The organism is Cryobacterium sp. N22 (genome assembly GCF_002929555.1).
Lineage (GTDB): Bacteria > Actinomycetota > Actinomycetes > Actinomycetales > Microbacteriaceae > Cryobacterium.
This window is the reverse complement of the sequence record NZ_PJJP01000033.1, coordinates 89,783-102,096: the sequence shown is the minus strand read 5'-3', so window position 1 is coordinate 102,096 and position 12,314 is coordinate 89,783. Positions and strand designations below refer to the sequence as shown.

General features: G+C 61.3%; 8 protein-coding genes. 7 read left to right on the top strand and 1 reads right to left on the bottom strand.

Annotation, left to right across the window (positions count from 1 at the left end; translation table 11 throughout):
* Nucleotides 1-101: 101 nt before the first annotated feature.
* The 7 genes from nrdH to CXY76_RS08730 all read left to right on the top strand — a co-directional run bounded on the left by nrdH (nt 102) and on the right by CXY76_RS08730 (nt 8,692).
* On the top strand, nt 102-335 hold the full coding sequence (nrdH, locus tag CXY76_RS08760) for a glutaredoxin-like protein NrdH (protein ID WP_066592430.1): 234 nt from the start codon (nt 102-104) through the stop codon (nt 333-335).
* Nucleotides 336-392: 57 nt separating this feature from the next.
* On the top strand, nt 393-878 hold the full coding sequence (gene nrdI / locus CXY76_RS08755; protein ID WP_104163848.1) for a class Ib ribonucleoside-diphosphate reductase assembly flavoprotein NrdI: 486 nt from the start codon (nt 393-395) through the stop codon (nt 876-878).
* Between the two features lie 35 nt (nt 879-913).
* A complete protein-coding gene (nrdE, locus tag CXY76_RS08750) occupies nt 914-3,019 on the top strand; it encodes a class 1b ribonucleoside-diphosphate reductase subunit alpha (RefSeq protein ID WP_104163925.1) in 2,106 nt (701 codons plus the stop codon).
* Nucleotides 3,020-3,132: 113 nt separating this feature from the next.
* Nucleotides 3,133-4,107 carry a class 1b ribonucleoside-diphosphate reductase subunit beta gene (gene nrdF / locus CXY76_RS08745; RefSeq protein ID WP_104163847.1) on the top strand — a complete coding sequence of 325 codons (975 nt, stop codon included), beginning with the start codon at nt 3,133-3,135 and terminating at the stop codon, nt 4,105-4,107.
* A gap of 345 nt (nt 4,108-4,452) precedes the next feature.
* Nucleotides 4,453-5,460: a nucleotidyltransferase gene (locus CXY76_RS08740; protein ID WP_104163846.1), complete on the top strand. Its 1,008-nt coding sequence runs from the start codon at nt 4,453-4,455 to the stop codon at nt 5,458-5,460.
* The gene (locus CXY76_RS08735; protein ID WP_146073413.1) at nt 5,457-6,920 is read left to right on the top strand and encodes a ThiF family adenylyltransferase; all 1,464 of its coding nucleotides are present in this window, start codon (nt 5,457-5,459) and stop codon (nt 6,918-6,920) included. The genes CXY76_RS08740 and CXY76_RS08735 overlap by 4 nt, the downstream gene beginning before the upstream one ends.
* Nucleotides 6,917-8,692, top strand: a complete 1,776-nt coding sequence (locus CXY76_RS08730; protein WP_104163845.1) for an SAVED domain-containing protein — start codon at nt 6,917-6,919, stop codon at nt 8,690-8,692. Before CXY76_RS08735 ends, CXY76_RS08730 begins: the two co-directional genes overlap by 4 nt.
* A 66-nt stretch (nt 8,693-8,758) precedes the next feature.
* Here CXY76_RS08730 and CXY76_RS08725 read toward each other — a convergent pair whose 3' ends face one another.
* Nucleotides 8,759-12,199 (bottom strand): DEAD/DEAH box helicase family protein, encoded by a 3,441-nt coding sequence (locus CXY76_RS08725; protein ID WP_104163844.1) that lies wholly within the window; start codon nt 12,197-12,199, stop codon nt 8,759-8,761.
* Between the last annotated feature and the right edge of the window lie 115 nt (nt 12,200-12,314).

Genomic DNA, 12,314 nt, shown 5'->3' with positions numbered 1-12,314 from the left:
CGGGTGCATTTCCACCACATTTCAACTACGTCTTCACCACGGATTTCGCACAGCTTTGCCTACGGTCCTGAACGACGAGAACGATACGAGAGGCCTCTTCGATGGCAATCACCGTCTACACCAAGCCGTCCTGCGTGCAGTGCACCGCGACCTACCGCGCCCTGGACAACAAGGGCATCGAGTACAACATCCTCGACCTGTCGGCCGACGAGAACGCACTCGAGGCCGTCAAGGCGCTCGGCTACCTGCAGGCGCCCGTCGTCATCACCGATGAGGACCACTGGTCGGGCTTCCGCCCCGACAAGATCAACGAGCTCGCCGCACGCCTGGCGTAACCAGCACCGCGCCTTGGGGGGCGCCGACCAGCTCAACTCGCACGAAAAGGGGAACCCATGCTGCTTCAGGCTGATTCCACTCGCGAGTCCACCGCCGGCACGACCGATCGGGTCACCGGCGAAGAGCTCGATGCCGGAGACGTGGACATCGTCTACTTCTCCAGCATCTCGGGCAACACCGCGAGGTTCGTTGAGAAGCTCGGCAGGCCCGCCGCCCGCATCCCGCTCTACGCCAAGGATGCGCCGCTCGTGGCCCGGCATCCGTATGTGCTCGTCGTTCCCACCTACGGCGGCGGCGACCTGGGGCCGGCAGTGCCGCGCCAGGTCATCCGCTTTCTGAACGACAAGCGCAACCGCTCACTCATCCGCGGCGTCATCGGCGCCGGGAACACAAATTTCGGTGAGGCCTTCTGCCTCGCCGGGGACATCATCGCGCAGAAGTGCGGTGTGCCCCACCTGTACCGCTTTGAAGTATTCGGCACACCGGACGACGTAGCCGCCGTTCACGAAGGATTGGAAGAATTTTGGAAGCAACAGCCGTGAAGGTCACCCCGATCAGCCCGCCGTCAGGCCTGGACATGGATTATCACTCCCTGAACGCCATGCTCAACCTGTACGGACCGAACGGGGAGATCCAGTTCGACAAGGACCGCGAAGCTGCCCGGGAGTTCTTCCTGCAGCACGTGAACCAGAACACGGTGTTCTTCCACTCGCTGCGCGAGCGCCTCGACTACCTGGTGGAGAAGGAGTACTACGAGCAGGCCGTTCTCGACCTGTACACCTTCGAGTTCATCACCAGCCTCAACGAGCTGGCCTACTCCAAGAAGTTCCGCTTCCAGACGTTCCTCGGCGCGTTCAAGTACTACACCTCGTACACGCTGAAGACCTTCGACGGCAAGCGTTACCTCGAGCGCTTCGAGGACCGCGTCGTGATGACCGCCCTCGGACTCGCCCAGGGCGACGAGCAGCTCGCCATCGCGCTGGTCGAAGAGATCATCGCCGGCCGCTTCCAGCCCGCCACCCCCACCTTCCTGAACTCCGGCAAGGCCCAGCGCGGCGAACTCGTCTCCTGCTTCCTGCTGCGCATCGAAGACAACATGGAGTCCATCTCCCGCGGCATCAACTCCTCGCTGCAGCTGTCCAAGCGCGGCGGCGGCGTGGCCCTGCTGCTCTCCAACATCCGTGAGTCCGGCGCCCCGATCAAGCAGATCGAGAACCAGTCCAGCGGCATCATCCCCGTGATGAAGCTTCTCGAAGACTCCTTCAGCTACGCCAACCAGCTCGGTGCCCGCCAGGGCGCCGGCGCGGTGTACCTGCACGCGCACCACCCCGACATCATGCGCTTCCTCGACACCAAGCGTGAGAACGCCGACGAGAAGATCCGCATCAAGACCCTCTCCCTCGGTGTGGTCATCCCCGACATCACCTTCGAGCTGGCCAAGAACAACGAGGACATGTACCTGTTCTCCCCGTACGACGTCGAGCGCGTCTACGGCGTGCCGTTCGCCGACATCTCGGTCTCCGAGAAGTACCACGAGATGGTCGACGACTCGCGCATCAAGAAGTCCAAGATGAAGGCCCGCGACTTCTTCCAGACCCTCGCCGAAATCCAGTTCGAGTCCGGCTACCCGTACATCATGTTCGAAGACACCGTGAACGAAGCGAACCCGATCAAGGGCCGCATCAACATGTCGAACCTGTGCTCGGAGATCCTCCAGGTCAACACCCCAACCACGTACAACGAGGACCTCTCCTACGACACCATCGGCAAGGACATCTCCTGCAACCTCGGCTCGATGAACATCGCGCTGGCCATGGATGCGCCCGACTTCGGCCGGGTCGTCGACACCGCGATCCGCGGACTCAGCGCGGTCTCCGACCAGAGCCACATCGCATCGGTGCGCTCGATCGAGAGCGGCAACGACAAGTCCCACGCCATCGGCCTGGGCCAGATGAACCTGCACGGCTACCTCGCTCGTGAGCGGGTGTACTACGGCAGCGAAGAGGGCATCGACTTCACCAACATCTACTTCTACACGGTGCTGTTCCACGCCCTGCGCGCCTCGAACAAGATCGCCATCGAACGAGGCACCACCTTCGAGGGCTTCGCGGACTCCACCTACGCCTCCGGTGCCTTCTTCGACAAGTACACCGACCAGGTCTGGGAGCCGACCACCGCCCGCGGCGCCGAGCTGTTCGCGAACTCGACTGTCGAGATCCCGACGCAGGCCGACTGGGCCGAGCTCAAGGCATCCGTCATGGAGCACGGCATCTACAACCAGAACCTGCAGGCCGTGCCGCCGACCGGGTCGATCTCGTACATCAACAACTCGACCGCGTCGATCCACCCGATCGCCTCGAAGATCGAGATCCGCAAGGAAGGCAAGCTCGGCCGGGTGTACTACCCGGCGCCGTTCATGACGAACGACAACACCGAGTTCTACCAGGATGCCTACGAAATCGGCTACGAGAAGGTCATCGACACCTACGCCGCTGCCACCCAGCACGTGGACCAGGGCCTCTCCCTGACGCTGTTCTTCAAGGACACCGCCACGACCCGCGACATCAACCGCGCGCAGATCTACGCGTGGAAAAAGGGCATCAAGACGATCTACTACATCCGTCTGCGCCAGATGGCCCTCGAGGGGACCGAGGTTGAGGGCTGTGTTTCCTGTGCGCTATGAGTGAGTAGCGGCATAATCGGTGGTCGAGCTTGTCGAGACCACGTAAGCAGATCTCGAGATCTCGAGGTCTCGACAAGCTCGACCAACGGTGCACCACCACAAAGGACTAAGAAATGATTGACAAGCTCAAGCTCGTCTCCCACGTTGACGCGATCAACTGGAACAAGATCGAAGACGAGAAGGACGTCGAGGTCTGGAACCGCCTCACGAACAACTTCTGGCTGCCCGAGAAGATCCCGCTCTCCAACGACGTGCAGTCCTGGAACCAGCTCACCCCGGTGGAGCAGCAGCTCACCATGCGGGTGTTCACCGGGCTCACCCTGCTCGACACCATCCAGGGCACCGTCGGCGCCGTCTCGCTGATCCCCGACGCGATCACCCCGCACGAGGAAGCCGTCTACACGAACATCGCGTTCATGGAGTCGGTGCACGCCAAGAGCTACTCCTCGATCTTCTCGACCCTCGCGTCGACGAAGGAGATCGACGAGGCGTTCCGCTGGTCGACCGAGAACGTCAACCTGCAGAAGAAGGCGTCCATCGTGATGGACTACTACCAGGGCGACGACCCGCTCAAGCGCAAGGTCGCCTCGGTGCTGCTCGAGTCGTTCCTGTTCTACTCGGGCTTCTACCTGCCGATGTACTTCTCCAGCCGGGCCCGCCTCACCAACACGGCCGACCTCATCCGCCTGATCATCCGGGATGAAGCCGTGCACGGTTACTACATCGGCTACAAGTTCCAGAAGGGTCTCGAGGGCGCCACGCAGGAGCGCAAGGACGAGATCAAGGACTACACCTTCAACCTCATGTACGAGCTGTACGAGAACGAGGTGCAGTACACGCAGGACCTGTACGACGAGGTCGGCCTGACCGAAGACGTGAAGAAGTTCCTGCACTACAACGCCAACAAGGCCCTGATGAACCTCGGCTACGAGGCCATGTTCCCCAAGAGCGTCACCGACGTGAACCCGGCGATCCTGTCGGCCCTCTCGCCGAACGCCGACGAGAACCACGACTTCTTCTCCGGGTCGGGCTCCTCGTACGTCATCGGCAAGGCCGTCAACACCGAAGACGACGACTGGGACTTCTAGCCCGCCGGCCAGTATCCGACTGGCTGTGAGATTCCATTGCAGTTGGCCAACGTTCCAAGATAGTTGTCACAAATTCGAGTTGGTGGCCACTGTGACAACTACCTTGGAACGGCCAAGAAGGCGAAGAGCCCGAGAACTACCCTGACTTTGAGCGTTCGTTAAAAACAAAACCCCGTCAGCGCCCGCTGACGGTTAAATCAGCAGCCCCGCGGGGTCTAGTCATTCCGGTAAGAATTACTCGACTCTAACGAGAATAGGGAGGTTTCTCAAATCGAATCCCACCTTCCCTCGGAACGGTCTGCCCTTTGCCTAACTGCCTAAGCGCAGCGGCAGAAGGGGGTCCACTTGGCCCACCTAAATCCACAGTTCACCACCGCCCTAAACTCGATTGAGCCGGGCGACGACAAAACGAATGCACCGGAAGCCCACAAGCTCGTACGAGCGGCTCTGGCCGCCGACCCGAAACTTGCCGGCTACGGTATCAACTCGATACTCATCGGCTCCTACAAGCGCAAGGTATCTATCCGGCGGGTGAAAGACGTCGACGTATTTTGCCGGCTGGATTCACTGCCCGCGGGTGTCACGTCCGCTGAGATACTCAACAGCTTCTTCGAGGTCCTGCACACGGAATTCGGCAAGGACGAGGACGGTCACCGCCGGGTGACCCGTCAGAGCCGTAGTTTGAAGATCGCCTTCCCTGAATTCGACCTCGACGTTGACGCAGTCCCCGCTCGCCCAAGCACCTCCGGGGGCATGTGGGAAATCCCTCAGCGCGGCTCCGATGATGAGTGGGTGGAAACGAATCCTGAAGCGATGAGCGAGCTCACCATCGCGATGAATGACGAGCACAGCGGCTTCTACGTGCCGACTGTGAAGCTGCTCCGTCAGACCCGTAGGAGCTTGCTGAACGGGGCGAAGCCCGGAGGTTTCTTCATCGAGGTTGCCACCTACCAAGCATTCGCCTCTGGTGACGTCACAGGCAAGACCCAGGCCGAGTACTACGTGTCGGCCCTCATCGCGGTCAGCAAACTCCTCACGAGCTTCGTCAAAAACCAGATTGCCATCGTAGATCCCACCCGTGATGGTGAAACGATCCACGTCCGAGCTGACGATGATGAGTTGGCCGACCTCGATCGCGAGTTCGCCCGCGCAGGCGATACTGCGGCCAGTGCCTTGGCAGAGGAGCACATTGGGAAGGCGGCTGTGCTCTACCGTATTCTGCTCGGAAAGAACGGCGACGGAGACACCGTCTTCCCCATGCCCCCCGGATTCAAAGACGACGGAACGCGGAATGAGTCGAGGGCGACCCCCGGGGACCCCGATGTTCCGGCCGGATCAAAGACCTTCGGTTGAACATCGCCGAGTGGACCGAAATGACCGAATCGGAGTACCAGTCCTTCGATGAGGGGCTGATGCGCAATGGATTCTTCCTTGAGGGCAGCGTCTGGGTCGGCAGCATCGAACACGGTGGCACCACAACGCAGCTGGAGATCAGACTGTCTGATCCCTTCCCGTTCCAGCCACCAACCGTTCGGCCTGTCGATCTCGACTCCCTTCCGTACTCGTGGCATCGGGAACGAGATGGCAGCCTTTGCTTAGTCGCCCAAGATGACCACGAAGGGTTGTGGTGGAAGCACGGCGAGTCTTTCGTCGACCACATCCACGCTTGGCTCATGGAATCAGATACCGGATGGGCTGGTGATCGGACCGACTTGGATCTTGAGCGCTATTTCGACCAAGCCCATGACAGGCGGCTCTACCTCTATCCAGATCCTGCTGAATTCAGTAGCACTTACGTCCGTTTCGTGCCGGGGTCGAACGACACGATGGTGATGAAAGGTCACGGCCGTAAGCCTAAGAACGGCAGGGCGGGCAAGACGGTCTATGGCCTCACGGTGGACGTCGGTGAGATCGCCGTACCGCCGCGCACATGGGAAGACCTCGCGAAGATGATGCCGAATTCAGGTCAGGTCATAAACTTGATCGTCGCACAGGAGATCCGTGTCCTCCTGGTCGCTTACCGTCGCGGCGAACACCAAGCTGTCCTTGCTCTGGAGGTTGGGGGAGTGCCGGGCGGCGGCGTGCTCGCGCGCGGCCTCCAGAGCTCGAGCACGAGTGGGGAAGCACGGACACGCCGGGCCGGGACGACCTTCTCGGAGCTGCAGACCAAGTCCGTCGCCATCATCGGTGTCGGCGCCATCGGTTCCTTCACCGCTGACGCTCTTGCACGGGCTGGTGTTGGGCGTCTGACATTGATCGACAACGACATCCTCAAGCCGGGCAACACCATTCGGCATCTAGCCGGACCGCGATACATCGGCCTTCCCAAGGTCGAAGCGGTCAGACAAATCATCGCCGCCTCCGGGACGATGGTGGAGGGCAAGATAGAAACCGGCCGGTATGACCTTCGGAAGGGAGCGGAAGTAATGTCCCTCTTGGAAGACGTCGACTTGATCATCAACGCAACGGCAGATTTCTCGGTCACCGCTCTCCTGAAGGCTGTTGCAAGAGCGTCTGGCGCACATGTGCTGTCCAGCGCGATCCAGAACCGAGGACGCACCATCCGAATCGACATTCTTCCGCCATTAGGCGGCGCGGCGCCCCTGCCTTCGTCGCATAATGACGCAAGCAACGAGTTCTTGGACGTTGAGTTCTTCGAATCCGGCTGTGGAAGTCCAGTGTCACCGACTGCGCCGTACACCACGATCGAAGCTGCGGCCGTCACTGCACGTCACGCGGTGGGACTCCTCACCGGCGCCCCTGTTAGTCCATCCGGAGAGGTGCGCCAAGCAGGGAACGTGGGTATCTCATGACACGGACATCAACAGGTCCGGAACTGTCGCTCTACGTGGCTGCCGAACGCACAATTGTCGCAGCGAGCCTCGCCAGCCTCCCCCTGGAGGCCGGCGGGATCCTCGTCGGCTATCGCGAAGGGCCACGAATAGTGGTCACCGCCGCACTGACAGTCGACAGCGGTGGCTCGGGAACACACCACTACCGACAGGATCACCAGGATGCTGCCGAGGCGCTCCGGAACCACCGCTCCACGCTGCATCCGGAAGACATTTCCGGATATGTGGGGGAGTGGCACAGCCATCCGAAACCCACCGGGCCTAGCCCGACCGATCGCACCACGATGCGTGCGACTCTCAAGAAGAGCGCTGGCAACCCGATAGCTCTTATCGTGTGCGCTCTAGACGACGAGGACCATCGCCTCTACGGTCTCATATTCAGAAAAGGAAAATTCGGCCGAGTGTCTAGCGCCTCAGTTTCTCCGCAATCATCGTCCACAGACGCCCTTGCAAGTCCGGGGCCGCTGCCAGATGGAGCCGTCAATCCCGATGGCCCACTGTTCGTGTCCTACCGACAGAGTGACGGCACGGACAGATCGTCGCAGATGGCATGGCTTCTGCGAGCCGCAGGGTTCAAGGTCTGGCATGATCGGACTGATCTCCGCGCCGGCAACACCAACGAACGCCTGGAGCGAGCACTCACCGGCGGCCTGTCCGGAGCCATGCTTCTCGTCACGAAGGCCATCGAAAAGAGCTGGGTGGTCAAAAATGTCGAGCTGCCAAGGCTGCTCCAGCTGGACGAAGTCACCGACTTTACTCTGACCATCGCCAATGAGATAGCCAACCCGCTTGATGCCAGCCGCCCAGACTTCTCTGCCCCTGATCGACTGCTCGAGCGGGCTCCGAAGACTTTGGGGGACAAGAAGCAGAGCAACAGCCGGACGGTTGACGGGCGCCTTGAGATTGTCCACGATCACCTCGCGGATCACATCAGCCGCAGGGCTGACGACCTCGCGGATGGGATTCTGGTCGTCGACGTGCAAACCCGCCCGGAGTCAACGGCGCAGCCATCGCGCGCAGCAGATCTCCACATTCGGCTCAGGCCGCCAGTCGATGGTCGGTTGCCGCACGGCGACGGGCTGAAGGACTTCGCGCTCACACTTCCCCTCGTCAGCGATGCAATTCATCACAGCCGAGCCCGGACCATTCGTATCCAAGGCGGGATGCATCTCACGGTCGCCTTGGCGCTCGGAATGGCACTGCCGGATACGAAATTTGGTCACGCCGAAATTGAAGATGTCCGAGGGACGCTATGGTCGAACGATCCGGTGGCTGTGCCCAATGAGCGCCAGCTGATCGAAAAGGATTACCCGAGTCTCAATAGCGTTTCTGTGGGCACCGCGACGAAAGTTTACGTCGCTGTAGCACTTCAACAGCCGAGCAGTGAAGGTGCTTTCGTGCGTGCGGTCGCTGAAGATGGCGATGTCTCGGCCGCCGTGCAGCTCTCGCTTTCAGGCGCGGGATTCATCGACGCGGCTGAGGGCGCGCGGCTCGCTGAACTCCTTGCCGCGAAGATCAAGCAGCTGTCGGCAGACTACGACAATGCGGACGTTCACCTGTTCTTCCACGGGCCTGTGACCATGGCATTCTTGGTGGGGCGGTTGCTGAACACGCTGAACGTTATCGCCTACGAATGGGACCAAACGGGGTTTGGCGCCCCTGCAAGGTACGTCGCATCGATGTCGCTGAGCGCGGGTGGTGCAGGCGGACCGGTTGCCGCGGTACACCTTTGATCATGAATGCTTCTCGACGTAGAAATAGGCGCTGTCGAACGGCTCCCCGCTCACCAGCACCAGATGTTAGGCGATAGCGGTCGCTGCGACATGGCGCAAGACGTCGATCAGGTTTGTAACTTGGGCATCGGTGAACAGTTCGTCGGGGCCGTGGGGTGCGAAGTCCGTGAAGGGAGCTTCGTAGAGCAGGCCGGTCGCGACTGCGCCGTGTTGCGCTAGCTGGTCGATGATGAGTTTCACGAACGCCAGCTGGTTTGCGGTGAAGGTTGCGTGTCTGACGAAGGCATCCAACGCCTGGGAGGCAGCGCCACGGTCCATGCCCGCGACGGAACGGATGAACAGTCCGAGCCCGTTGGCTTCAGCGGTTCCGGATGCGATTTCTGCGGCTGAGAAGCCGCCAGTCTCGGTGAGGATACGTTCGAGTTCAACGAGGTCTAGGGGCGTGAGCTGGCGTCCCATGCGCAATTTGTGGAGCACCACCTGATCCTGGTGCTCGTGGAGGAATGCGAGGAGCTTCTCTCGGAACCGTTCACGATCAACGCCGGGCGATGCGATGCGTATCTGCGCCGGTTCAAGCGCCCGCAGTGTGTCCTGGAAGTCGGTGTAGACGATCGCCTGTTTGGTCGTGTCGATGAGGCGTACGAGGCTCCTCAACCGGAGTCGCATCAGTTCGAGCAGGCCGAGTGTCACCCCGTCCCACCATTCGTCGCTGGCGACGGCCTGAATGAGTTCGAGGTTCTGTCTGATGACGGGGATGTTGCGTTGCTCACCGAGCACCTCGGCGACTGTTTTCAGGCGGGTCTTCGCCCAGATGAACGCGTTCACATCGTCAGGTTCAACGCTCACGACCCCGAGCTGCGCGCGTAACGCGAGCAGGTCGAAGCGCTTGGCTTGCTCGTCCGTGTCGAGGGCATCCATGGAGGATGGCAGCCCGGAGAGGTGATCGGCCGCTGCGTCCAAGTCCTCACCGGTCGATGTGGTCCATGCACCGGCTTCGGCAAAGCGTTCGACGTGGCGCAGGTGCCGACGAACGAGGAAGTTGCCATGGTTCATTCCGGCCACGGTGGCGTGCAAACTTGCGGCCACCGACCCGCGCAAGGCCCGCTGACTTTCGTCAGCTGAGCCGAGGGCGTCGATCGCTCGCAGGAGATTCACCCGCGCTTTGAAAGACCGTTGCCGCAGCGGTTCGGGCTGGCCCGAAACGGTGCCTGGCATATCGACGTTGAAGAACGCGATGTTGTCGCAGACGTCGAAGATCATGAAATCTTCTTTGTCAGCGCCAGGACCGTACAGTCCGGGGCGTAGGCGGGTGCCCCGGCCGATCATCTGCCAGTACTTGGTCTGCGAGTAGACGGGCTTGAAGAACACGAGGTTCGTCACGTCAGGAACATCGATGCCCGTATCGAGCATGTCCACGGAGATCGCGATGTGAGGGGCGCTGTCGGTCTTGGAGAATTCACCGATCAGGTTCTGCACGAACTCGGTCTTGTAGGTGACGACCCGGGCAAACTGACCGGCGTATTCCGGGTAGTTGATGTTGAACCGGGCTGCGATGAACTCGGCATGTGCGTTGTTCTTCGCGAACACGATCGTCTTGCCGAGTCGGTCTCCTCCGGCAACCCGGCGACCCTCGGTCATGAGGACCTCCAGCACTTTGTCGACGGTGTCGGCGTTGAACAGCCACTTGTTCACAGCGGCCGCGTCGATCTCGTCGGGGATGAGGCCGTCATCCCAGTCGAGCAGATCCCACTGGTCACGTTCGTCCGGGGTCAGATCCGCGTAGCGGATACCACGGGCCATAAACCCGAGCGCAATCGGGCGGGCGACGGGCGGCACCAGGTATCCGTCGGCGATAGCTTGGCCGAGCTCATAGGAGTCCGTGGGAACGCCGTCTTCGAGGTTGAAGAGGCTGTACGTGTTGTGGTCGACTTCGTCCTTCGGCGTCGCAGTCAGGCCTACGAGCAGGGAGTCGAAGTAGGAGAAGATCTCGCCGTATTTTTGGTATACCGACCGGTGGGCTTCATCGATGATGATGAGGTCGAAGTAGCCGGGGCCGAACCGGCGCAGACCGCCTTCTGACCCGGCTCCGCCCTGGTCGATCAGCCCCATTATGGTGCCGTAGGTGGAGACGAAGACTCGGCCGTCGGAATCGCGGTCCGTGAGCAGGTTCACTGGTGCGGCATCCGGAAGGTGCTTCTTGAACTGTCCGGTCGCTTGGTTCACGAGGGCGATGCGGTCGGCGAGAAACAGAACTCTCTTGGCCCAATTCGCGCGCATGAGCACGTCGGTCAGCGCGATCACGGTCCGTGTCTTGCCACTGCCGGTTGCCATGACGAGCAGCGCCTTGCGTTCGTGGCCTGACTCGAAGCTCTCGGCGATCTTCGTCACGGCTTGCACTTGGTAGTGCCGCCCAGCAATGTCCGCATTGGCGCTTGTTCCGGCCGTGCTGCTTGAACTCACAAGCGGATGCTTCGCTGTTCGCCGCTGCACAAGCAGCGCGAGCTGATCTTGGGTGTAGAACCCGGCAATCGGGCGCGGCGGATACTGTGTGTCATCCCAGATGTGGTGCTCATACCCGTTGCTGTAGAAGATCACGGGGCGCTGACCGAACTGGCGCTCGAGAGCGTCAGCGTAAAGTCGCGCCTGCTCCTGGCCCACCCGTGGATCACGCGTGGTGCGCTTTGCCTCCACGAGGCCAAGCGGCAGGCCGTCTTCCCCCCAAAGCACATAGTCAACGAACCCGATTCCAGGATCGTCCCTCTCCACTCCGGGGGCCCGGGGCATACCGGTGACCGGGAACTCCCGGTCGCGAGTATCCGTGAGGGACCAGCCGGCTTCACCGAGCAGAAGGTCGATGAACAGGTGCCGGGTCTCATCTTCCCGGTAGTCGTGGGGGTCGACAATTTCTTGGTTCGCGGCCTTCGCGAGGGCCATCGCTTCACGGAGCGCCGCAAGCTCCGCAGTGAGGACCTCGTTGTCCTGGGTAGCCTTGGCGAGCTGCGCATCCTTGACAGCGTTGGCGTCGGCGAGTTTCTCTAGCTGCTCCCGTGTGCGGGTGGCGGCCCCCGGCTGTGGGCGAGGAATGGATGCCGCGTCGAAAAGCACGCCCGGCGCGGGGCGAAGCTCGGGCGTAGCGGCGTAGTAGGTGGCCAGCCAGATCAGCACCTGGAAGAGTTCACGCACCACGGGCAGGCTCTGAGTGTCTTTCAGCGGGCCGCTTTGGTGCACGGCGTCGTTGCCGCGCATCCGAATGACGTTCATTTTCGTGTGGATGCCCGGGCCGACGAGAGCCTTGAAGGTGGGCTCGAACAGCAAGCTGGAGAGGTCCTTACTGTACGGCAAGGTGAGCGACGCATCGGCTCGATACAGCCACTGCACGGTCAGTTCGAGGGTTCGACGGGCATAGAAGACCGACGACCGCGGTTCCCCATACGCATAGTGCTCAGCGCGCCGCGCCTCGTCACTGATTTCTGGCCACGCCGCCGTCACGAAATCGAAATTGCCCACCGCTAGATCCGCCCCCAGCTTCCCAAACGTTTACAAGGCTGACTCTAGCGGCCGCCTGCGCGGGAGGACGGAAGAGGAAGCGTAGAGATGGACGGTTGTCCGACGGATTGGTCCA

What these genes read in the sequence shown, in the direction of transcription:
- nrdI (WP_104163848.1), top strand. Translation starts at nt 393, where the DNA reads ATGCTGCTTCAGGCTGATTCCACTCGCGAGTCCACCGCCGGCACGACC.
- nrdH (WP_066592430.1), top strand. Translation starts at nt 102, where the DNA reads ATGGCAATCACCGTCTACACCAAGCCGTCCTGCGTGCAGTGCACCGCG.
- CXY76_RS08730 (WP_104163845.1), top strand. Translation starts at nt 6,917, where the DNA reads ATGACACGGACATCAACAGGTCCGGAACTGTCGCTCTACGTGGCTGCC.
- nrdF (WP_104163847.1), top strand. Translation starts at nt 3,133, where the DNA reads ATGATTGACAAGCTCAAGCTCGTCTCCCACGTTGACGCGATCAACTGG.
- nrdE (WP_104163925.1), top strand. Translation starts at nt 914, where the DNA reads ATGGATTATCACTCCCTGAACGCCATGCTCAACCTGTACGGACCGAAC.